Origin of the sequence: Herminiimonas sp. NPDC097707 (genome assembly GCF_044761395.1) — a bacterium.
In the GTDB taxonomy this organism is placed as follows: domain Bacteria; phylum Pseudomonadota; class Gammaproteobacteria; order Burkholderiales; family Burkholderiaceae_D; genus Oxalicibacterium.
In genome coordinates this window covers 2,526,556-2,547,744 of the sequence record NZ_JBIWCI010000001.1, presented here as the reverse complement: position 1 = coordinate 2,547,744, position 21,189 = coordinate 2,526,556, and the positions used below count along the sequence as shown (strand labels likewise).

The window sequence follows — 21,189 nt, the reverse complement described above, 5'->3', positions numbered from 1 at the left end:
AGCTCTACAGTCTTCTTCGTATGCATTAGATATCAATGTTCCCAGCAGACAGCGCATTCAATTCAATAAACGCACGACGTGGTTCAACATCATCACCCATCAAAGTGGTAAAGATCTGATCAGCTGCAATCGCATCTTCGATCTGCACTTTTAACAAGCGGCGCACGGTTGGGTCCATGGTTGTTTCCCACAGTTGCGATGGGTTCATCTCGCCCAGACCTTTGTAGCGTTGCTTGCTGACGTTGCGTTCTGCTTCGCTGCGCAACCAGTTCATCGCCTGATGGAAGTCGTTGATGCCGATGGATTTTATTTTTTCACCGACGCCGCGTTGCACCATTGCGCCTGTACCGATCAAACCCTTGAAGGTAGCGGCAGCAGCGGCAAGGACTCGGTAGTCTGCACCGTTGACGAATTCTGCGTCGATCGCGCTGACCTTGATGTTGCCGTGGTACATGCGATGGATGCGCAGCGAGAATTTCTCGGCCAGTTCATCGTGACGCACGATGACTTCTACCGATGGTTCGCCGATGCCGTCCTGCAGGCGCAGGGCGGAAGCATTGGCTTCTTCCTGCGAGCTGAGGTCCAGCGTCACGCCGGTCATGATGGCGGTGAGTGCAGCGCCATCCACCATACGCGTCAGGCGGTTGATGATGGCGTTGGAGGTGTTGTACTGACGCACCAGTTCGGCCAGGGCATCGCCGCTGATCGGCTCTGCGCCTTCGGCTGGAACCAGCGCGGCGTCGTTCAATGCGATCTGCATCATGTAGACGGCTTCTTCCACGTCATCCTTCAGATAACGCTCGTCCTTGCCGTGCTTGACCTTGTACAGCGGCGGTTGTGCGATGTAGACGTGGCCACGCTCAACCAGTTGCGGCATCTGGCGATACAGCAGCGTGAGTAGCAGGGTGCGGATGTGGGCGCCGTCGACGTCAGCATCGGTCATGATGATGATGCGGTGATAGCGCAGCTTCTCGATATTGAATTCGTCCGCGCCGATGCTGGTTCCCAGCGTTGCGATCAGGGTCGTGATCTGTTCGCTGGCGAGCATTTTTTCAAAGCGCGCTTTTTCAACGTTGAGGACTTTACCGCGCAGTGGCAGGATGGCCTGGAACTTGCGGTCGCGGCCCTGCTTGGCGGAGCCGCCTGCGGAGTCACCTTCGACTACGTAGAGTTCGCACAGTGCCGGATCTTTTTCCTGGCAATCGGCCAGCTTGGCGGAGAGGCCCAGGCCGTCCATGATGCCTTTGCGACGGGTCAGGTCGCGTGCCTTGCGTGCGGCTTCGCGCGCACGTGCAGCTTCGACGATCTTGCCGCAGATGATCTTGGCGTCGTTCGGTTTTTCCTGCAGGTAGTCGGCCAGTGTTTTGGCGACGATCTCTTCTACCGGGCCGCGCACTTCGCTCGATACCAGTTTGTCTTTGGTCTGCGAGCTGAACTTCGGCTCCGGCACTTTGACCGACAAGACGCAGGTCAGGCCTTCGCGCATGTCGTCGCCGGTGACTTCAACTTTGGCTTTTTTCGCGAACTCGTGTTCGTCGATGTACTTGTTGATGACACGCGTCATCGCGGCGCGCAGGCCGGTCAAATGGGTGCCGCCGTCGCGTTGCGGAATGTTGTTGGTAAAGCAGATCACCTGTTCGTTGTAGGCGTCGTTCCATTGCATGGAGACGTCAACCGAAATCATGGAACCCTGATCGGAAGGACGTTCGCCGGTTGCCTGGAAAATCGTCGGGTGCAATACGCTTTTGGCTTTGTTGATGTATTCCACGAAGCCACGCGTGCCGCCTTCAAAGGCGAAAACTTCTTCCTTGCCCGTGCGCTGGTCGCTCAGTCTGATGCGCACGCCATTGTTGAGGAAAGACAGTTCGCGAATACGCTTGGCGAGTATGTCGTAGTGGAACTCAACATTATTGAAAATTTCTTCATCGGCCCAGAAGTGGACTTCGGTGCCGCGCTTGTCGGTCTCGCCGATCACCTTGATAGGCGAGACGATGTGACCGTCGATGGTTTCGATCTCGCGGTTCTGCGGTACGCCACGGACGAATTCCATGTAATGCGTTTTGCCGTCGCGACGGATCGTCAGCTTCAACAGTTTGGACAAGCCGTTCACGCACGATACGCCAACGCCGTGCAAGCCGCCGGAAACCTTGTACGAGTTTTGATCGAACTTGCCGCCCGCGTGCAGTTCGGTCATGACGATTTCTGCCGCGCTGCGTTTAGGTTCGTGCTTGTCGTCCCACTTGATGCCAGTCGGGATGCCACGACCGTTATCGGTAATCGAGATCGAGTTGTCCGAGTGGATGGTGACGTGGATTTCGGTGCAATGACCGGCCAGCGACTCATCGATCGAGTTGTCCAGCACTTCAAACACGCAGTGATGCAGACCGGTGCCATCCGACGTATCGCCGATGTACATGCCAGGACGCTTGCGGACGGCCTCCAGACCTTCAAGGATCTGGATGGATGATGCGCCGTATGCTGCAGAAAGCGAGGCTGGCGATTGCGGGTTGTTGTCGTTCGGGATCGCGGACATGGCTACCTTTAAAAAACGGTTACTTGGTTACTGCGCAAAACGAAGGGGAGTTGATGTCGCTGCTCGACTTTCGACGGCGGGGGACAAACTGGCTTGCGCATATGAATACGCTGGCTTGGCCTCTTGCTCATGTTGCGAAATAACGGTTACTGAAAAACTGCCTGAAACAAAAACCTGAAAACTTTAGCAAGTCACTACTGACTTTAAGCAAATCAGCGCACCTATCGATATTGCCTGGCGCGTATTGATTTTGCTACTTTTACTCTGAATTACATGGGGGCAAACCGCTGTTTTTAAAGCGTTTTGCCCCGATTTCCACTACTTTTTCCTGCCAATCCGCTTGTTAAATACGCATCGGCATGACGACGTATTTGAAGTCTGGATTGTCCGGCACCGTGATCAGTGCGGATGAATTGGCATCGCCGAGGGCGATGTTGATGCTGTCGCCTTTCAGGTTGTTCAATACGTCCAGCAGATACGTCACGTTGAAGCCGATATCGACGCTATCGCCGCCGTAATCGATTTCAATTTCTTCGACTGCTTCTTCCTGGTCGGCATTGGTCGAACTGATCTTCATGCTGCCCGGGCTCATGATGCAACGCACACCCTTGAACTTGTCGGACGTCATGATCGCAGCGCGCTGCAGCGAACGCAGCAGGGCATCGCGGCCGATCGTGAAGTTGTTCTTGTAACCCTTGGGCACCACGCGGGTGTAATCCGGGAACTTGCCTTCGACCAGTTTGGAAATCAGTTCGATATCGCCGAAAGTCAGCTTGACCTGGCTGTTGGCGATTTCCAGATCGACAGGCTGATCGGTATCTTCCAGCAGGCGTTGCAGTTCGATAATCGTTTTGCGCGGAATGATGACTTCCTGGCGCGCGAATTCCTGATCGGTCTCAACCTGGCAAAACGCCAGACGGTGACCGTCGGTTGCGACGGCGATGACGTTCTTGCCATCAACGACCAGCAGCAAACCGTTCAGGTAATAACGAATGTCCTGCTGCGCCATCGAGAAATGCACCATATTGAACAGGTGCTTCAAGGTTTTTTGCGGCAGCGTGACCTTGGCGTTGTATTGCTCGGCTTGCGCCACGGTCGGAAATTCTTCTGCCGCCAGTGTTTGCAGGGCGAAACGCGATTTGCCCGATTGCACGGTCATGCGCTTGTTCGCCAGCGTCAGCGAGACATCGCCGGAATCCGGCAGGGCGCGCAGAATGTCGAGCAGTTTGCGTGCAGCGACCGTAGTCGATGCGATGTCGTTGCCGCTACCGACTTGTGCGTGCGTGGTGATCTGCACTTCGATATCGGTCGACAGGAAAGAAACGCGCTCGCCATCCTTGCGAATGAGGATATTGGCCAGAATCGGCAATGTGTGCCGACGCTCGACAATACCACTCACAATCTGCAGCGGACGCAGCAGCGCGTCTCGTTGGGTTTTTACCAATTGCATAGTTAGATCCTTATCGATGGTTAAACGGATGCGGTATTCATTATTGCCAATGCTCCAGGCAAAAAACTGCAGCTTGTTTTTAGGCGCGAACGCCAAGCTGCTGCCGGTCAGAACTTTATGGCTGACTTTTCATCCATTCATCACTTCCGAAGACCGGACGAAAAAGCCGCTGTTTTTATTGGACAAGCCTGACAATAACACCCCGTATTTTGACAGAAAGACCCGCCAAAAACCCGGTTCTGCACTATTTTGTCCTGCTTCTTACTTATCCACCTGATATTCACCGCTTATCCCAAGGATATCCACAAAGTTATCCACAGGATGATAGGCAGCGAGTTTTCATCATCAGCCCTTCAGAGTTTGCTCCAGCACATGCAATTCATGATTGCATTCCGGGCTCTTCCCTCTATCGGCGGCAATCTTGCGCACCGCATGCAAAACGGTCGTATGATCGCGCCCGCCGAACAGCTCGCCGATTTCCGGCAGGCTTTTTTGCGTTAATTCCTTGGCAAGATACATCGCAATCTGGCGTGGCCGCGCGATGTTCGCAGGACGCTTCTTGGAGTACATATCGGCAACTTTTATATTGAAAAAGTCGGCCACGGTTTTCTGGATATTTTCCACCGAGATCTGGCGATTCTGCACCGACAGCAAATCTTTCAGTGCATCCTTGACAACTTCAATCGTGATGTCTTTGCCGTGGAAACGGGAGTAGGCAAGAATCTTGCGCAACGCACCTTCGAGCTCACGCACGTTGGAACGTAAATGTTTGGCAACAAAAAACGCCACATCGTCGGAGAAGGTCACGCCTTCCTGTACCGCTTTTTTGAGCAAAATAGCAACCCGCATTTCCAGTTCCGGCGGCTCGACGGCGACCGTCAAACCCGAGTCGAAACGTGAAATCAGGCGATCGTCCATGCCGGTGATTTCTTTCGGATAGGTGTCGCTGGTGATGATGATTTGTTTCTTTGCGGCAATCAATGCCTCGAATGCATAGAAGAATTCTTCCTGCGTGCGGCTCTTGCCGCCAAAGAACTGGATGTCGTCAATCAGCAACAAATCAAGCGAGTGGTAATAGCGCTTGAAATCGTCGAACCCCTTGCGCTGGTAAGCAGTCACTACGTCTCTAACGTACTGTTCTGCATGGATGTAGCGTATTTTGACGTTGGGATTGTCCGCCAGCACCTGATTGCCGATGGCATGGATCAAATGGGTTTTACCCAGGCCGACGCCGCCATACAGGAACAGCGGGTTGTACGAACTGCCGGGATTATTGGCGACCTGGATCGCTGCCGCGCGCGCCAGCTGGTTGGCCTTGCCGGTAACGAAACTGTCAAATGTCAGCGCTGTATTAATACGGCTCTGATCGCGGCGCGGCGTGTGATCGGTCGCATTCGACGGGATAGGCTCCAGTACATTGGAGGGCACATCGTCGGCCCGATCGGATACAACACTGGCTTGCGCCGCCGGCCTTCTGGCTGCAACCAGACGCGGATCGAGCACAAATTGCACCTCGACCGGAATTTCCCAAAACTGCGCGGCAATGCTGGTAATGCGACTGGCGAACTGGGTCTTCACCCAATCGAGTTTGAAACGATTCGGCGCGGCAATGCGCAAGGTGCCGTCCTCGTAATCGAGCGGCGTGAGCGGCTTGATCCACGCACTATATTGTTGCGGCGTCAATTCCTGCTCCAATTGAGCGGAGCAGGCTTGCCAGAAATTTTCCATTGAATCGTCTACTTGAATTGGTACAGGGGTCGTGCAGTGGCCGCCCTCGGGTGGTCTATTTATATACTTGATGGCGTGCCACACGGTCGCCTATTCTACCCTTGACGGGCGAAGTTATCCACAGGCCAGGCGCTTATTTCATCAAGTCGTTATCGGGTAGACAAGCAGCGTAATTGTGCTAAGTGATTGACAGAGAAGTAGAAAATGCTGTCTAATTCAGGGTTCACTACCCAGGGTGTTGGTATTTGTGTTGTCGCCGTTCGGCATCAGCATGCACCAGCTGCCAGAAATTTGGCGATGGGCGCGTGACTTCCGATTTTACTATTTGCCGATTAGCGAGACCACAATGAAACGTACTTACCAACCTTCCGTCGTACGCCGCAAGCGCACTCATGGCTTCCGTGTCCGTATGGCAACCCGCGGTGGCCGCGCTGTGCTTAATGCACGTCGCGCCAAAGGCCGCAAACGCCTCGCTGCTTAAGCGAATGGCGTGACCGGCGATCGTTCGCTCGACTTTGCACGCGATCGGCGGATCGTTAAAACGGATGAATTTTCATCCGTTTTTCGTTTGCGACCCGTGTATCGTACTGCGCATTTTGTCCTCTACACGCGCCAGACTGATTTGCCGCATGCCCGTCTGGGCGTGGTTGCCGCGAAGCGCCTCGCGCCTCGCGCCGTGACACGCAATACGATCAAACGCGTGACGCGCGAACTGTTTCGACAAACGGCATTGCCGTCTATCGATTGCATTGTCCGCCTGTCGCAGCCTGTCAATTCGAAAAAAGGCCCTGCCACTACAGCCAGCCTGAAAGTCGCGTTGCGGGAAGAATTGACTCGACTGTTTGCTTCACAAAGTCTGCAAAAAAATGTTTTGCAGCATTTGCCAGAGGGGCAAAAATGAAGACCATCCTGTTATTGCTGGTACGTGCCTACCAGTTGGGCATCAGCCCCTTCCTCGGGCAGAATTGCCGTTTTTATCCAAGCTGCTCCGCCTATGCCTTTGAAGCAATCGGCGAATACGGCGCCTTGAAGGGCAGTTTTCTGGCCACCAAACGTCTCTGCAAATGTCATCCGTGGCATCCCGGTGGTGTTGATCCGGTACCCAAAAAATCGTCATCCAAAAAAACTTCTTCTACAACCGCTTGCGGTTGCGGCCATTCCTGATTACTGATTAAGACACTTATGGATATCAAACGTACCGTCCTGTGGGTTATTTTCTCGTTTTCGCTGTTGATGCTGTGGGATAACTACAATCGTTATACCGGCAAACCATCGATTTTCTTTGACTCCACGACCACCCAGCAAGCGGCAACACCTGCCGCTACAGGTAACAATGCCGCCAAGACAGCAGATGCCCCAACCGCTGCGTCGCCTGCTGTAGCAAGCGACGCGAACAACCCCGGCGTGCCAGACGGCGCTGCTGCGGTTAAAAGCGAGGTCATCACGATCACGACCGATCTGATGAAGATTGGTATCGATACCGCCGGTGGCGAAGTCCGCCATCTGGAATTGCTGAAGCATCATGAAAGTGGCGACGCAAGCAAGAATGTCGTCCTGTTCGATGAGAACGGGCAGCACACTTATCTGGGCCAAACCGGCTTGATCGGTGGTGCGTATCCAAACCACAAATCGATGTTCACTGCTGTGCCGGGTCCGCGCACACTGGACAGCGCCAATCAAGTGCAACTGGTGCTGCAATCCGAACAGCAAGGCGTCAAGCTGATCAAAACGTTCACCTTCAAACGTGGCGAATACAAGGTCGATATCAAACATGATGTCGTCAACAACACCAACACAGCGATCACTCCTTCACTGTATCTGCAGCTGGTACATGACGGCTCCGCACTCGGCGGCGGCTCCATGTTCATGGCCTCCGCTTTCACCGGCCCTGCGATTTACACCGATACCGACAAGTTCCAGAAAGTGACTTTCGAATCGATCGAAAAAGGCAAGGCCGCACATGCAATGAAAGGTGAGAACGGCTGGATCGCGCTGGTGCAGCATTACTTTGTTTCGGCATTTGTACCGCCGGCGAACACGCCACGCGAATACTTCACCAAGAAACTCGCTACCAATCTGTATGCAGTCGGCACGATTCTGCCTATGGGTACCGTCGCTCCAGGCGCAACGGCATCGATGGACACCACGATGTACTCCGGCCCGCAGGAATCCACGCGCCTGGAAGCAGTTGCTCCCGGCTTTGAACTGGTCAAGGATTATGGCTGGCTGACCATTATCGCCAAGCCGATTTTCTGGCTGATGATGCAGATACACCAAATCCTCGGCAACTGGGGCTGGACCATTATCGTTCTGACGATTGTGATCAAACTCGCATTCTTCCCATTGTCGGCAGCCGGTTATCGCAGCATGGCGAAGATGAAACTGGTCACGCCGAAGATGACCGACATCCGTACCCGCTACAAAGGCGAACCGCAAAAAATGAATGCGGCGATGATGGAGCTGTACAAGAAAGAGAAGATCAATCCTATCGGCGGCTGCTTCCCGATGCTGGTGCAAATCCCGGTCTTCATTTCACTGTACTGGGTCTTGCTGGCCAGTGTGGAAATTCGCAACGCATCATGGTTGTGGGTTCATGATCTGGCCGCACCTGACATTCTGTTCGGCGCGTACAACATCTTCGGTTTCCATCTGACGATTGGTATCCTGCCTATCCTGATGGCGATCTCGATGTTCATCCAGACCAAGCTGAATCCGACGCCTCCGGATCCGATTCAAGCCAAGGTCATGATGTTCATGCCGATTGCATTCTCGGTCATGTTCTTCTTCTTCCCGGCCGGTCTGGTGCTGTACTGGGTTGTGAACAACATCCTGTCGATTGCACAGCAATGGTTTATCAACGAGAAGCTCCTGGGCGGAAAAGCCAAAGCCTAAGTTCTCGATTCACTCATCAGTGGCATATTGTCGCTGCCAAAAAAAGCCCGTGAAATTACGCGGGCTTTTTGTTGCGTTCACCATTTAAAGCGTTTATAAATTGCACATGACATTTGATTCTTCTCCTATTGCAGCCATCGCCACCGCACCCGGTCGCGGCGGCATCGGCGTCGTCCGTATTTCCGGCAAAGACCTTTCCAGCGTAATGCGCGCGGTATGCGGCGCAGACAAGGGCTCATCCCTGCAAGCGCGCCATGCGACTTATCTCGACTTTGTAAACAGCGATGGCAGCGTCATCGATCAGGGACTGGCCATTTATTTCAAGGCCCCGCATTCGTATACCGGCGAAGATGTGCTGGAGCTGCAAGGCCACGGCGGCCCGGTGGTATTGCAAATGTTGCTGACGCGCTGCCTGGAAGCGGGTGCGGAAATCGGTCTGCGCATGGCAGAGCCGGGCGAATTCACGCATCGTGCCTTCCTGAACGACAAACTGGATCTGGCGCAGGCCGAAGGCGTCATCGATTTGATCGAGGCATCGACCGAAGCTGCCGCCAAATCGGCGACGCAATCGCTGTCCGGCGCATTCTCCAAAACCATCCAGGAACTGGTCGACAAGATCACCAACCTGCGCATGCTGGTGGAAGCGACGCTGGATTTCCCGGAAGAAGAAATCGATTTTCTGGAAAAATCAGATGCACGCGGCCAGCTCACCAACATCCGCGAAGCATTGCACCGCGTATTCAGCCAGGCCGCTCAGGGCGCCTTGTTGCGCGACGGCTTGAACATCGTGCTGGCAGGGCAGCCGAATGTCGGCAAATCCTCGCTATTGAACGCACTGGCCGGCAGCGACGTCGCCATCGTCACGCCTATTGCCGGCACCACCCGCGACAAGGTGATCGAGACCATACAAATCGAAGGCATACCGGTCAATGTGATCGACACCGCCGGCATCCGCGATGCGGCCGATGCCGGTGATGAAGTCGAACGCATAGGCATAGAACGCACCTGGGCCGCCGTGCAAACAGCCGACGTCATCGTGCACATGCTCGACGCCAGCCGCGGCCCGACGCGTGCAGACGAACAAATCACCGAGCGCTTTCCCGCCAATGTACCGGTCATGCGGGTGTGGAACAAGATCGATCTTTCCGGCCATAGACCGGCGATCGATCGCATGCCGGATGCGACGCATATTTATCTGTCGGCAACCGGTTTGCTGGGCATGGATTTGTTGCGTACCGAGCTGCTGCACCTGGTCGGCTGGCAACAAACCGGCGAGTCGCTCTACCTCGCACGCGAACGGCATCTGGTGGCGCTGAAATCTGCGCACAGTCATCTGGAAATGGCCGCCCAGCACGCCGCACACGATAACGAAGCAACCGATCCCGCACTCGATCTGTTTGCCGAAGAATTGCGCCTGGCACAGGAACGCTTGAGCAGCATTACCGGTGAATTTACATCCGATGATTTGCTCGGCGTGATCTTCAGTCGCTTTTGTATCGGCAAGTAATCCTGTTTTAAAAACGCCCGCTATTGAAATCTCTGCTTTTCAAGCGCTGGCGCAGATAGTCAATTTGTCAGCTTTTTCCGCAACAAAAACTCAATGTGTCGATCGATAGTAAACTTGCCGGTCGACGCATTGAATTTCCCTTCCACCGCCACGTAGCTCAAGACAATGACCATACACTCGAAAATCATCTACACCCTCACTGACGAAGCGCCTGCGCTGGCAACTTACTCCCTGCTGCCTATCGTCGAAGCGTTCACCCGCTCATCCGATATCGCTGTGGAAACGCGCGACATTTCCCTGGCGGCTCGTATTCTGGCTGCGTTCCCCGACTTCCTCGACGACAAGCAAAAAATCGCGCCGGCATTGGCCGAACTCGGCGAACTGGCGACCACGCCGGAAGCCAACATCATCAAGCTGCCGAACATCAGTGCGTCGATTCCGCAGTTGAAGGCCGCCATCAAGGAGTTACAGCAACAGGGTTACAAGCTGCCGGCCTATCCGGACGATGCGCAAACCGATGCAGAGCGCGATGCCAAAGCGCGTTACGACAAGATCAAGGGCAGCGCGGTCAATCCGGTTCTGCGTGAAGGCAACTCTGATCGCCGCGCGCCGCTGTCGGTAAAAAACTATGCCCGCAAGCACCCGCACAAGATGGGCGCCTGGTCGGCTGATTCAAAGTCGCATGTCGCACACATGGATAACGGCGATTTTTACGGTAGTGAAAAATCAGCGTTAATCGCCGAAGCCGGCAATGTGAAGATAGAACTGTTCGCCGCCGACGGCAGCAAGAGCGTATTGAAAGAAAAAACAGCAGTGCAGGTAGGCGAGATCATCGATGCCGCCGTCCTGAGCCGCAATGCATTGCGCACCTTCCTCGCAGCGCAGATCGCCGATGCAAAAGCAAAGAACGTATTGTTTTCGGTGCATCTGAAAGCAACGATGATGAAGGTATCCGACCCGATCATCTTTGGTCAGGTGGTCGCGGTTTACTACGAAGAGGTGCTGAAAAAATATGCAGATGCCTTGAAACAAGTCGGCTTCGATCCGAACAACGGCATCGGCGATTTGTACGCACGCATCAAGACACTGCCGGCCGATACGCAAGCTGCGATCAAGGCTGATATCCAGACACTGTATGCGCGCAGCGCGCCACTGGCGATGGTGAACTCGGACAAGGGCATCACCAATCTGCACGTGCCTAGCGACGTGATCGTCGATGCGTCGATGCCGGCGATGATTCGCGATTCCGGCAAGATGTGGAACGCTGCAGGCGAGCTGCAAGATACCAAGGCCGTCATTCCCGACCGCTGCTATGCAGGCATTTACCAAGTCGTGATCGACAATTGCAAACAGCATGGCCCCTTCGATCCGGTCACGATGGGCAGCGTGCCTAACGTCGGCCTGATGGCGCAGGCGGCTGAAGAATACGGTTCGCACGACAAGACCTTCCAGATCGCTGCTGACGGCGTGGTACGTGTTAGCGATGCAAACGGCAAAGTATTGATCGAACAAAAAGTCGAAGCAGGCGATCTGTTCCGCATGTGCCAGACCAAGGATGCGCCGGTGCAGGACTGGGTCAAACTCGCCGTCAATCGCGCTCGCGCGACCGGCACACCCGCCGTATTCTGGCTGGATGCGCAACGCGCGCACGATGCGCAAATCATCGCCAAGGTGAATGTGTATTTGAAAGACCACGACACTGCCGGGCTCGATCTGCGCATCCTGGCACCGGTCGAAGCCATACGTTTCACGCTGGAACGCATACGCGCCGGTAAGGACACGATCTCGGTAACCGGAAACGTGCTGCGCGACTATCTGACGGATCTGTTCCCGATTCTGGAACTGGGTACCAGCGCGAAGATGTTGTCCATCGTGCCCTTGATGGCGGGTGGCGGTTTGTTCGAAACCGGCGCCGGCGGTTCGGCACCTAAGCACGTGCAGCAATTTGTCGAAGAAGATTTCCTGCGCTGGGACTCGCTCGGTGAATTCATGGCGCTGGCTGCGTCATTGGAACACCTCGGGCAGGTAAACAAAAATGCGAAGGCATTGGTATTGGCAAAGGCACTGGATCAGGCCACCGGGAAATTCCTCGACACCAACAAGTCGCCAGCGCGCAAAGTCGGCGGCCTGGATAATCGCGGCAGCCACTTTTATCTGGCGCTTTACTGGGCGCAAGCCTTGGCCGAACAAAGCGAAGATGCAGCATTGCAAGCACACTTCGCCGCGCCGGCAAAAGCCTTGGCCGACAATGAAGCCGCGATCGTGGCTGAATTGAAAGCGGCACAAGGCAAGCCGGTCGATATCGGCGGCTACTATCATCCGGATACGACCAAAACCAGCCAGGCCATGCGCCCCAGCAAAACCCTGAATCAGGTGTTGAGCACAATAGCCTGATTCAGAAATCGTCATGCCCAACCCTGGATAACTGCCCGAAGTTTGCGCTATCCAGGGAAATAAAAATCCCCACTGCACAATGATGTGCAGTGGGGATTTTTCATTCATGCCGCCCCTGCAAAACACGATGATCAGTTGATCGTCGTGGCGGCTACGTCAGATTGCAAGGGGCCATCTTTTCCTGGGACAACTCGCGGCGAACACCTGACCACATACTTGTCATCCGGAGAAATAACGAAGTCCACAAAACAAAAATCCCCGTCATAAACGAGGATTTTACAAGTGGGGATCGGCATGATGCCGATCAATTTATCACCTGTTACAGGTGCAGGTATTTCACCAAGCCCTGGTACTGGGTACCGCGCGATTCACACAGTTGCGCGATGGCGGCAATACGTTTGGCCTGAGAGGTTTCGGTAGTGACCGATGGAGACGATGCTTGTGACATGGTGTGTTCCTTTCGTAGTTGACTCTTGTGGAGTAATTACAGTGTAGGAACACATCAGCTATAAATCCAATTCGAATTTCTGATATGAACTATTCATTTAACGAATATCTAATTAATCCTTGCTGAAAATTTAATTTCCCCGAGGCAATATCAGCGTCTTCAGCCAACCTATTGCTGCAAAATTGATTGCACCCACTGCAAATCTACGCGTATTTCAGTACAATTTATTTTCCTGCAATATGGGAGATATGGGTACCGAAAAATGATCAAGTGGCCTCTGATTACGCTGTTCCTGTGCAGCGTCTTTTACACTCACTATCGTGGCAAGGTGCGGCACAAATGGCTGCGGCAATCGACTGACCACTCTACCTTCATGGCGCCAATCAACGCGTTCATGACCCTGTTTTCCCGCCTGCCGGATCGACCGTATCACCAGCTCGATAGTTATCCGGAAATACGCCCGCTGATCGATCAATGGCAAGTCATACGCGATGAAGCGCTGGCATTGCAGGAGCACATCAAGGCTTCTGCGAATTTTGACGATGCCGGCTTCAATTCCTTCTTCCGGCGCGGCTGGACACGCTTCTATTTGAAATGGTATGGCGAAAGCCATCCGTCGGCGCAGCAGCGCTGTCCGCGCACCGTTGCCATTCTGGAGTCCATTCCCATCATCAAGGCCGCCATGTTCGCGCAACTGCCGCCAGGCGCCGACTTAGGCCGTCATCGCGATCCGTATGCCGGCTCGCTGCGTTACCACCTCGGCCTGGTCACGCCGAACGACGACCGCTGTTTCATCGCCGTGGACGGCATACGCTATAGCTGGCGCGATGGCGAGGCGGTCATTTTTGATGAAACCTATATCCACTGGGCGGCCAACGAGAGCGATAAAAATCGCATCATTCTGTTCTGCGATCTGGAACGCAAGATGAAATGGCGCTGGGCGCAAGCCGTCAACCGCTGGTTCGGCCGCAAAGTCATGGCCGCAACTGCCGCACCCAACGATGTGCAGGATCGTACCGGCGGCGTCAATCGTGCGTTCCGCCACGTCTATGCGGTGCGCCGCGCGGGCAAAAGGCTCAAGGCGCATAACAAACCGCTGTATTACATCGTCAAATGGTCGCTACTGCTGTCCATTGTGGCCGGGATTTTGCTGATATGAACATAACTTGAGTAGTACGGCAGCCTGCCTTCGTTAACGCAAACAGCCCGGTCATACCGGGCTGTTTTTCATGATTTGAGGCGTGAATGGAGGAAAAACCTAGTGATGCATGACCGGAATCTGCTCACGTTTGTTCCAGGCTGCTATCGCATCCTGATCATTTTTGGCTTCAGTACTGGCACTGAAATGCGCTGCGTTGTGATTCAGGGTGCATGCTTCATTCAAGCAATGCACATAGCTGTAAGGCCGTTCGGATTCAAGGTAATGGGCTTCTTTCAGTTCTGCTTTACTACCGCAAACAGGACAAGGTTTTAATGTTGCATCCATTTTTTCCTCCTAAGTGGTTACATTGCGTCTCTTCTCGATCTCGTTGGATAACTTCGATACTTAAGAGTTCAGCGCCATCCTCCTGATATGTATTGGTTTTAGTTTGCTCTGCCGGTCACGCTACTCGCGCGTCACCTGCTTTAAATTCTAGTACAAAATCGCAACCAGGGTTTTTTAACCCTACAATTTATCTGTATTTGAAATGATGCTTTCAGCATCTACAAGCGCACGCCCCTGAGCACAGTTGCAATGCCGATCAATTGCCGACGTGTCACAAGCAGGTAACAATCGCTGCTTACACTACGCAGGTCACTCCATCCAAGTATTGGATTTTTGCCCGCGCCCCAAGGTTCGCGGGCTTTTTTATTTGGCGAGTGAAATGCAACTGATGCTCAACGCTTTTCGAACACGCCTTCAGCACGATTTTTTTTCACGTCATTCCATGTGAAAATTTGCGCATTCATTGCAATGTAGACGCCATGCGGCAAGGCCTGCGCGATGCCGCAGGCAAAACCGAAGTTAAACAGTGCGTCCGAATTCTTGACTTCGTAAGGCACCATGGCGCCGGTCAGCACGATGGTTTTCGGCAATTGTGCGGCACCCAGCACTTCCGCTGTTTCGCGCATGGTGTCGGTACCGTGCACGACCACAATGCTGGTCTCGTCGGCACGCAGGCAGGAAGCGGCTATACGCTGGCGGTCGGCGTCGTGCATGTCCAGCGAATCGAGGAAAGGTAGTTGTTCCAGCTGAATCGGCACCGTGATCCGGCACCGCTTGATGATTTGCGGCAGGTGACCCTTGCTGAAATTCAGCTTACCCGCAATTTCATCGTAATGTTTATCGAAGGTGCCACCGGTGGCAATGATGCGCAGAGTCATGTTTAGTCACAAGGCAAGAAGGCAGTCCACAATCGGATGGCACATCATAACGCGGGCAGCGCAGCAATGAAAAGAGGCGCATGACTATCAGACGATAAATATGGAAATGATAGCAAGCCATTTGCCCGGCTGGTGGACGCGTCTGTACTTGCAACGTCGTATTCCACACACGCTATACTCAGCGATCCTGTCTGCGCGCCTGTTTGCTGCCATCGACAGCAATAACTTTTACTGTAATGGAATAGTGCAGCCCGGCTGACGATGCGCGACAAATCCCGTTACACTATCGCCGGTCTGCCGCATCTATCGACGTGCATTTATCAACGTATTACACAGTATTGTTTTGCCCATGAAACCTATTGCTCCAGGTACCGTGATTTTTCATCGCCATCGTGGTTATGGCGTGATCACGGCCGTCAATCTGATGACCGGCTGGATTTCTGCGCGCTTCGGCAATGAGATGCGCACGCTCGACTTGAATCTGTCCACCGACGAAGTGCAACACGCCGACGGCGAACCAATACTGTTCCGCCGTACACCGCCCGATCCGATGCCGCATGCGCGGCTGATGGCGATGGTGCGCGACTTGCACAAAGCCGGCTATCAGCGTCTGTACTTATACAGCTGGCCAAAACCGTCCGGCCTGCACTGGCGCTGGCATTTGTTTACCGGTCCGCGCAACTGGATGGAGCGGCCGTGGCGCGAAGGCTGGTACGGCTCCGGCGCCGAATACAACTGCAATCCAGTGATGGGGTGGGGCGATGCGCCCGGTGAAACGGCAGCAGAGCTGGCCAGCACGCTGGCGCAATTCGATCCAACCGGCATGGCGCAGGCTTTAGGGCGCGATGAAGATCACGCGGCATGGTTCGACAAGGTGTGTGAAGCGCTGCTGCCGGATTACACCTTCTCGCTAGGCTGGGACAAACAGGATGGCCGCATTCCCGATTCCTTGCCGGTGATCCCGGTACGGCGCGGTGTGCCGGAATATACCGGGCCCGCATTGCCGTGGCCGCCGGGCTGGGCCAAGTTGTGGGGTAGCGCGCATCTGGCCAGCACGACGGCCACGCTGTTGCCGCAGACAAAAAGAAGCGCGGCTGACGATCGCTCCGACGCCATGCGCTAGACGCATATGCACCTATGCCGACTTCGGCAACAGCACATTCTTTGGCGCGCCATTTGCAAACGCAACGATGTTTTCAAACGCACTGCGGAAATACAATTCGTAACTGTCTTTTTCCACATAGCCCAGATGCGGCGATGCCAGTACGTTTTCCATTCTCAACAAGGATGACGTCGGGGCCAGCGGTTCATTCTCGAATACATCCAGTGCCGCATAACCGGGGCGCCCCTGTTCCAGCGCCGTCTGCAAGGCATCGCTGGCGACCAGTTCGGCGCGACTGGTATTGACGAACAGGGCGCTGCTTTTCATGCGTGCCAGATCGCTTGCTGTCACGATGCCGCGTGTTGCATCATTCAAGCGCAAGTGCAGCGAAATCACATCCGCTGTGCTGAAAAATTCTTCCCTGGTCGAAGCTGCCTGATAGCCATCCTGCACGGCCGCTGCGCGACTTGCATCGCGTCCCCAGACCAGAACCTTCATGCCAAATGCCTTGCCGTAACCGGCAACCATGCGCCCGATGCGTCCATAGCCCCAGATCCCCAGCGTGCGGCCTTTCAAGACCGTACCCAGCGTATTGTGTGCGGATGATATCGAGGCAATCTGCCACAAGCCATCCTTCAAATTCCCAAGGTATTGCGGCAGTTTGCGCATCGCCGCCATAATCAGCGCCCATGTCAGCTCTGCCGGCGCAGTCGGGTCGCCGACGCCTTCGACTATCGTGATATTGCGTGCAGCGGCCGCGCTCAAATCGATATGGCCACTGACCTTGCCGGTTTGTGAAATCAATTTGAGTTTGGGCAGTTTTTCCAGCAGCGGTCGCGATAATGCCGTGCGCTCGCGTATCAATACCAGCGCATCGAAATCCGCCAACCGTATCGCCAGTTGTCCGACGCCGCGTGCACTATTGGTAAACACTTTGACTTCGTGGTCGTCGAGCAGCGAGAAACAATCGAGCTGACGCACGCAGTCCTGATAATCATCGAGGATGGCGATTTTCATGCAAACGCTCCGGGGTAATTGGCGATCTTATTTTGCGCAAGGGCGCACATGCAGCTGATTATTGTACGCGCCAATATGAAGGCCTTCTTTGTGGGCAATGCTGAGACACAGTAAAAAGCGCAACTCAGCCTGCGGCGATCGATGCGTCCGCTGTCACGGCGCTGGAGTCCGCCTGTTTCGCTTCCACTTTTGCGCGTATGCGCGCCCACATCCTGTCATGCAAAGGCAGCAGGGCGACATTGCAGATCGGCTCCACCACGGCAGCCACACCACCGATGGCAAGCGAGCCGGTCATCAGATACATCAGCCCGAACGCCACGCCCATATGCAAACAGATTTGACTGGTAGTTTTCGCTGCAGTGACCATGATGGGAGCCCTTTCTTCTTTAAACTATTGCACGATGAGACAAATGATAATGCCTCTCATTAATTAGGTAAAATTGATTTATTTTAACCAATTAATAGTTAATGGCTATTTGAAAGGATGGTCAATTTGGCAGCGGTTTTTGTCGCCACACGCCATGCGCCAGCGCATCAATCGCGAAACAGGTCGCCCACACCAGCCACAAGCTCCACAGATTGTGCGACAGGAAATGCGCACCGCGCGCCATCTGCACCAGACTCATCACCGTGCCGAACAATAGACCGACAGCGAGTATCCAGCGCGCAAGTTGCGGCGTGCGTTCGCGCAAAGCGAAGTATCCTGCAGCCAAGGCAAAACCGCCGGATGCATGGCCGCCCGGCCAGCACAATCCAGGGCCGGCCAGACTGCCTATCGGACCGAATAGCGGAAACCACCGCGCCTGACCGCCAAAGACATTGATATCCCACGGGCAGGAATGCACGCTGGCGCCCTTCAGCGTTTGAATAACAAAAGCAGCGCAGCCAGCCATCAGTACAAACAGCAGCAGGGCACGACGCCAAGGTCGCAAGACCCGCACCCAGCTACTTGCCAGCGTCAACACGATGCAGATCACCCAGATCCACACGGTAATCGACTTCAGCACGGCATGCCCCCAGAACTCCAGCGACTGCGAAGCGCGCAAGGGAAAATGCTGCCCGACAGGATCGAAAAACTGTTGTGCCAGCCAAAAATCCAGTGCGCCGTTACGCGCAATCCAGATGAACAGCAATCCGGATAGCAGCAATCCCAACAGGTTGATGCGGGCAAAGCAACGATAGGAATTATTCAATTGCGCTTCACTTGTTTTTTTCACTTGTTTTTTCTCGCAGGCGAATCAAGCCTTCCTGCGCCACCGTTGCCATCAATACGCCATGCTGATTGTAGACATGCGCAAAACACAGTCCGCGCCCGCCCGATGCATTCGGGCTTTCCATCACGAACAGCAACCAGTCATCCATGCGCAGCGGTCGATGAAACCAGATCGTGTGATCGAGGCTGGCGATCTGCAGGCGCGGATCGTCCATCCGGATCGCGTGCGCTTGCAGCGCCGTCCACAGCAAACCGTAATCGGAGACGTAGGCAAACAGGCTTTCATGCACCAGCGCATCGTCGGCCAGCCGTATCGGCGCACGCGTCCACACTTGCCGCGTCGCAGATGCCGGTTGGCCGCCGAAAATATTGTCCTCGCGATTGGTGCGGAAATCCACCGGCACCGGCTGAAAGGAACGACCGATGGAAATGCCGCGCTCCTGCCAGATTTTCAAACTGGAGGGCAGCGTTTCCGGATCGCTCATGGCCGGCGCCGGTTTTTGATGCGACAGGCCTTCTTCTGCGGTCTGGAACGAAGCCGACATCACGAAAATACGGCGTCCTTCCTGCGTCGCCACCACACGGCGCGTGCTGAAGGTGCCGCCATCGCGCACGCGTTCGACCTCGTATTCGATCGGCAGTTGATGATTGCCGGGCAACAGAAACATCGCATGCATGGAATGCGGTCGGCGCTCCGGCACCGTGATGCCGGCCGCATACAGCGCCTGCCCAAGCGCCTGCCCGCCGAATACATTCGGGCTGCCCATGAAATGACTCTGCCCGACAAACTTGTCGGCGTCGATTTGTTGCGGTGCCAGCAGGCGGATGATTTCTTCCGTGTTGTATAAGGTCTGGTCCAGCATGGGATGCGTCACCTGTGTAAATGTCATTTACGAAATTTAACTTTATGCCTGCCAGACATCAGCCACGATTTCATACGAACGTACACGCGCGGCATGATCGAAGATCATCGTATTGATGATGATTTCATCGGCTTGCGTGACATCCAGAAATGCCTGCAACTTTTCTTGCACGGTCGCTGCATTGCCGATGATGGAAGCGCGCAGCATCGACTCAACCGAGGCCCGTTCATGCGGCAGCCATGCATCGTCCATATTTGCTATCGGTGGCGGCAATTTTCCCGGCGTACCGCGCACCAGACCCAAATGCATTTGCTGCTGCGAGGTGGCAAGATGCTGTGCTTCTTCATCGGTAGCGGCAGCAAAGATATTGACGCCCACCATCGCATACGGTTTATCCAAAGCCTGCGATGGCCTGAAGGTTTGTCTGTACAGTTCCAGCGCGGTCAGCATGTAGTCAGGCGAAAATTGGCCCGCAAATGCAAACGGCAAACCCAGATGACCGGCCAGTTGCGCACTGTAGCTGCTGGAGCCCAATAACCAGATCGGAATATCCAGCCCGACACCGGGAACTGCCTGCACCCGGGCGTAATTGTCTTCCGGCTGCAGGAATGCGCGCAGCTCGTTCAACTGGCGCGGAAATTCGCTGCCGTCATCGCTAATCTCGCGCCGCAATGCACGCGCAGTCGCCTGATCCGAACCGGGCGCACGGCCCAGTCCCAGATCGATGCGTCCAGGGTAAAGCGATTCCAGCGTACCGAACTGTTCGGCCACCACCAGCGGCGCATGATTCGGCAACATGATGCCACCGGAGCCGACGCGTATTGTCGAAGTGCCGCCGGCCACATAGCCGATCACAACCGCGGTTGCTGCACTCGCAATGCCCGGCATGCTGTGATGCTCGGCCAGCCAGTAGCGGTTATAACCCCGCTTCTCTACGCGCTGCGCCAGATCGAGCGAGCGATGAAAGGCATCGGCCGGCGTGCCATCCACCAGAATCGGCGATAAATCGAGAACGGATAGAGGCGTGTTTTTCAAGGATTTCATCAGCGGCAATCTGTTAGGCAAGCGATAAACTGCAAAAGCAACAGGATAACGTGAATCGACAATTTGAACCGAAGCCGTCCCGGGCTGAAAATCCGCGGGCCGTCTACGCCACATCGCCGCCGCGTAAAACCGATGTGATTTTGTGCAAAACCACATTCTTTTTACAAAAAAATCCGGCCCACCCCATGTAAGTTTTTCAAACGCAACGCGCGGCACAATACTTTCCCTGCTTCCCCCAAATAAGCCTTACCCCGCAAGGATTCGCTTACTACAATGGAGCGACACCACCCACCTTCCGGAGGTCACCATGTTTTTTACCCGCACTATTCTTGCATCCCTGTTTCTCGCGACGCTATTGATCGGTTGTAAAAAAGCAGAAGCCCCGCCGACACCGAAGCTGGAGGGCGCTACCGGATCTGTCGCCCTGCCAGCCAGCTCCCTGCCAGCCTCGGATGGCAAGCTGCCTGATCAACCGGCAACCGGCACCTCCGATAGCGGCAACGCCTACGGCTCTACACAGGCCGACTCAAAGGAATTGACGAAGGAACAGGAATCAGCCGCGATGCCCTTATCCGGACAAGCCAACAATCACTCCACTCCCAGCCCGGTAGAGCAGAAAAAATAATCTGCTGTT

20 protein-coding genes are annotated in these 21,189 nt (G+C 54.8%); 9 read left to right on the top strand and 11 right to left on the bottom strand.

Annotated features, from left to right (window positions below; all coding sequences use genetic code 11):
• Positions 1-25 precede the first annotated feature (25 nt).
• The 3 genes from gyrB to dnaA form a co-directional block, all read right to left on the bottom strand.
• The gene (gene gyrB, locus ACIQW9_RS12395; RefSeq protein WP_402337225.1) at positions 26-2,533 is read right to left on the bottom strand and encodes a DNA topoisomerase (ATP-hydrolyzing) subunit B; all 2,508 of its coding nucleotides are present in this window, start codon (positions 2,531-2,533) and stop codon (positions 26-28) included.
• A 343-nt stretch (positions 2,534-2,876) separates the two neighbouring features.
• Positions 2,877-3,983 (bottom strand): DNA polymerase III subunit beta, encoded by a 1,107-nt coding sequence (dnaN, locus tag ACIQW9_RS12390; protein WP_402337222.1) that lies wholly within the window; start codon positions 3,981-3,983, stop codon positions 2,877-2,879.
• Between the two features lie 345 nt (positions 3,984-4,328).
• Positions 4,329-5,711 carry a chromosomal replication initiator protein DnaA gene (gene dnaA, locus ACIQW9_RS12385; protein ID WP_402337219.1) on the bottom strand — a complete coding sequence of 461 codons (1,383 nt, stop codon included), beginning with the start codon at positions 5,709-5,711 and terminating at the stop codon, positions 4,329-4,331.
• 346 nt (positions 5,712-6,057) lie between these two features.
• Between dnaA and rpmH the strand changes: the two genes are divergently transcribed.
• The 6 genes from rpmH (at position 6,058) to ACIQW9_RS12355 (ending at position 12,504) form a co-directional block, all read left to right on the top strand.
• The gene (gene rpmH, locus ACIQW9_RS12380; protein ID WP_011872825.1) at positions 6,058-6,192 is read left to right on the top strand and encodes a 50S ribosomal protein L34; all 135 of its coding nucleotides are present in this window, start codon (positions 6,058-6,060) and stop codon (positions 6,190-6,192) included.
• A 9-nt stretch (positions 6,193-6,201) separates the two neighbouring features.
• Entirely contained in the window at positions 6,202-6,612 is a 411-nt protein-coding gene (gene rnpA / locus ACIQW9_RS12375; RefSeq protein ID WP_402337215.1) for a ribonuclease P protein component, read from the top strand.
• Positions 6,609-6,875 (top strand): membrane protein insertion efficiency factor YidD, encoded by a 267-nt coding sequence (gene yidD / locus ACIQW9_RS12370; RefSeq protein WP_011872823.1) that lies wholly within the window; start codon positions 6,609-6,611, stop codon positions 6,873-6,875. Before rnpA ends, yidD begins: the two co-directional genes overlap by 4 nt.
• An 18-nt stretch (positions 6,876-6,893) precedes the next feature.
• On the top strand, positions 6,894-8,603 hold the full coding sequence (yidC, locus tag ACIQW9_RS12365) for a membrane protein insertase YidC (RefSeq protein WP_402337212.1): 1,710 nt from the start codon (positions 6,894-6,896) through the stop codon (positions 8,601-8,603).
• Positions 8,604-8,709: 106 nt separating this feature from the next.
• Positions 8,710-10,110 (top strand): tRNA uridine-5-carboxymethylaminomethyl(34) synthesis GTPase MnmE, encoded by a 1,401-nt coding sequence (mnmE, locus tag ACIQW9_RS12360; RefSeq protein ID WP_402337209.1) that lies wholly within the window; start codon positions 8,710-8,712, stop codon positions 10,108-10,110.
• Between the two features lie 165 nt (positions 10,111-10,275).
• The gene (locus tag ACIQW9_RS12355; protein ID WP_402337206.1) at positions 10,276-12,504 is read left to right on the top strand and encodes an NADP-dependent isocitrate dehydrogenase; all 2,229 of its coding nucleotides are present in this window, start codon (positions 10,276-10,278) and stop codon (positions 12,502-12,504) included.
• A gap of 319 nt (positions 12,505-12,823) precedes the next feature.
• Here the strand turns inward: ACIQW9_RS12355 and ACIQW9_RS12350 are convergent, their stop codons facing one another.
• The gene (locus tag ACIQW9_RS12350; RefSeq protein WP_402337203.1) at positions 12,824-12,952 is read right to left on the bottom strand and encodes a hypothetical protein; all 129 of its coding nucleotides are present in this window, start codon (positions 12,950-12,952) and stop codon (positions 12,824-12,826) included.
• A 265-nt stretch (positions 12,953-13,217) separates the two neighbouring features.
• On the opposite strand from ACIQW9_RS12350, the gene lpxO reads away from it, so the two are divergent.
• On the top strand, positions 13,218-14,111 hold the full coding sequence (lpxO, locus tag ACIQW9_RS12345; protein WP_402338030.1) for a lipid A hydroxylase LpxO: 894 nt from the start codon (positions 13,218-13,220) through the stop codon (positions 14,109-14,111).
• Between the two features lie 99 nt (positions 14,112-14,210).
• On the opposite strand, the gene ACIQW9_RS12340 is transcribed toward lpxO, so the two are convergent.
• A complete protein-coding gene (locus ACIQW9_RS12340) occupies positions 14,211-14,438 on the bottom strand; it encodes a Lar family restriction alleviation protein (RefSeq protein WP_011872817.1) in 228 nt (75 codons plus the stop codon).
• A gap of 392 nt (positions 14,439-14,830) precedes the next feature.
• On the bottom strand, positions 14,831-15,316 hold the full coding sequence (locus tag ACIQW9_RS12335; protein WP_011872815.1) for an asparaginase domain-containing protein: 486 nt from the start codon (positions 15,314-15,316) through the stop codon (positions 14,831-14,833).
• A gap of 349 nt (positions 15,317-15,665) precedes the next feature.
• Between ACIQW9_RS12335 and ACIQW9_RS12330 the strand changes: the two genes are divergently transcribed.
• On the top strand, positions 15,666-16,439 hold the full coding sequence (locus ACIQW9_RS12330; protein ID WP_402337199.1) for an L-asparaginase: 774 nt from the start codon (positions 15,666-15,668) through the stop codon (positions 16,437-16,439).
• Between the two features lie 12 nt (positions 16,440-16,451).
• On the opposite strand, the gene ACIQW9_RS12325 is transcribed toward ACIQW9_RS12330, so the two are convergent.
• From ACIQW9_RS12325 to ACIQW9_RS12305, 5 genes are all read right to left on the bottom strand, one after another.
• On the bottom strand, positions 16,452-17,435 hold the full coding sequence (locus ACIQW9_RS12325) for a D-2-hydroxyacid dehydrogenase family protein (protein WP_402337197.1): 984 nt from the start codon (positions 17,433-17,435) through the stop codon (positions 16,452-16,454).
• Positions 17,436-17,559: 124 nt separating this feature from the next.
• A complete protein-coding gene (locus tag ACIQW9_RS12320) occupies positions 17,560-17,802 on the bottom strand; it encodes a DUF2061 domain-containing protein (protein ID WP_402337194.1) in 243 nt (80 codons plus the stop codon).
• A gap of 121 nt (positions 17,803-17,923) precedes the next feature.
• Entirely contained in the window at positions 17,924-18,652 is a 729-nt protein-coding gene (locus ACIQW9_RS12315; protein ID WP_402337191.1) for a phosphatase PAP2 family protein, read from the bottom strand.
• Positions 18,636-19,538 (bottom strand): acyl-CoA thioesterase, encoded by a 903-nt coding sequence (locus ACIQW9_RS12310; protein ID WP_402337188.1) that lies wholly within the window; start codon positions 19,536-19,538, stop codon positions 18,636-18,638. The genes ACIQW9_RS12315 and ACIQW9_RS12310 overlap by 17 nt, the downstream gene beginning before the upstream one ends.
• A gap of 15 nt (positions 19,539-19,553) precedes the next feature.
• Positions 19,554-20,555, bottom strand: a complete 1,002-nt coding sequence (locus ACIQW9_RS12305) for an LLM class flavin-dependent oxidoreductase (protein WP_402337185.1) — start codon at positions 20,553-20,555, stop codon at positions 19,554-19,556.
• 307 nt (positions 20,556-20,862) lie between these two features.
• Between ACIQW9_RS12305 and ACIQW9_RS12300 the strand changes: the two genes are divergently transcribed.
• Entirely contained in the window at positions 20,863-21,180 is a 318-nt protein-coding gene (locus tag ACIQW9_RS12300; protein ID WP_402337183.1) for a hypothetical protein, read from the top strand.
• Positions 21,181-21,189: the final 9 nt, after the last annotated feature.

Excerpts from the sequence above, each read along its gene's own strand:
- mnmE (WP_402337209.1), top strand. The coding sequence starts at position 8,710 with ATGACATTTGATTCTTCTCCTATTGCAGCCATCGCCACCGCACCCGGT.
- ACIQW9_RS12300 (WP_402337183.1), top strand. The coding sequence starts at position 20,863 with ATGTTTTTTACCCGCACTATTCTTGCATCCCTGTTTCTCGCGACGCTA.
- ACIQW9_RS12325 (WP_402337197.1), bottom strand. The coding sequence starts at position 17,435 with ATGAAAATCGCCATCCTCGATGATTATCAGGACTGCGTGCGTCAGCTC.
- gyrB (WP_402337225.1), bottom strand. The coding sequence starts at position 2,533 with ATGTCCGCGATCCCGAACGACAACAACCCGCAATCGCCAGCCTCGCTT.
- ACIQW9_RS12330 (WP_402337199.1), top strand. The coding sequence starts at position 15,666 with ATGAAACCTATTGCTCCAGGTACCGTGATTTTTCATCGCCATCGTGGT.
- ACIQW9_RS12355 (WP_402337206.1), top strand. The coding sequence starts at position 10,276 with ATGACCATACACTCGAAAATCATCTACACCCTCACTGACGAAGCGCCT.
- ACIQW9_RS12335 (WP_011872815.1), bottom strand. The coding sequence starts at position 15,316 with ATGACTCTGCGCATCATTGCCACCGGTGGCACCTTCGATAAACATTAC.
- yidC (WP_402337212.1), top strand. The coding sequence starts at position 6,894 with ATGGATATCAAACGTACCGTCCTGTGGGTTATTTTCTCGTTTTCGCTG.
- ACIQW9_RS12320 (WP_402337194.1), bottom strand. The coding sequence starts at position 17,802 with ATGGTCACTGCAGCGAAAACTACCAGTCAAATCTGTTTGCATATGGGC.
- ACIQW9_RS12340 (WP_011872817.1), bottom strand. The coding sequence starts at position 14,438 with ATGGATGCAACATTAAAACCTTGTCCTGTTTGCGGTAGTAAAGCAGAA.
- ACIQW9_RS12350 (WP_402337203.1), bottom strand. The coding sequence starts at position 12,952 with ATGTCACAAGCATCGTCTCCATCGGTCACTACCGAAACCTCTCAGGCC.
- ACIQW9_RS12305 (WP_402337185.1), bottom strand. The coding sequence starts at position 20,555 with ATGAAATCCTTGAAAAACACGCCTCTATCCGTTCTCGATTTATCGCCG.
- dnaA (WP_402337219.1), bottom strand. The coding sequence starts at position 5,711 with ATGGAAAATTTCTGGCAAGCCTGCTCCGCTCAATTGGAGCAGGAATTG.
- ACIQW9_RS12310 (WP_402337188.1), bottom strand. The coding sequence starts at position 19,538 with ATGACATTTACACAGGTGACGCATCCCATGCTGGACCAGACCTTATAC.
- dnaN (WP_402337222.1), bottom strand. The coding sequence starts at position 3,983 with ATGCAATTGGTAAAAACCCAACGAGACGCGCTGCTGCGTCCGCTGCAG.
- yidD (WP_011872823.1), top strand. The coding sequence starts at position 6,609 with ATGAAGACCATCCTGTTATTGCTGGTACGTGCCTACCAGTTGGGCATC.
- rpmH (WP_011872825.1), top strand. The coding sequence starts at position 6,058 with ATGAAACGTACTTACCAACCTTCCGTCGTACGCCGCAAGCGCACTCAT.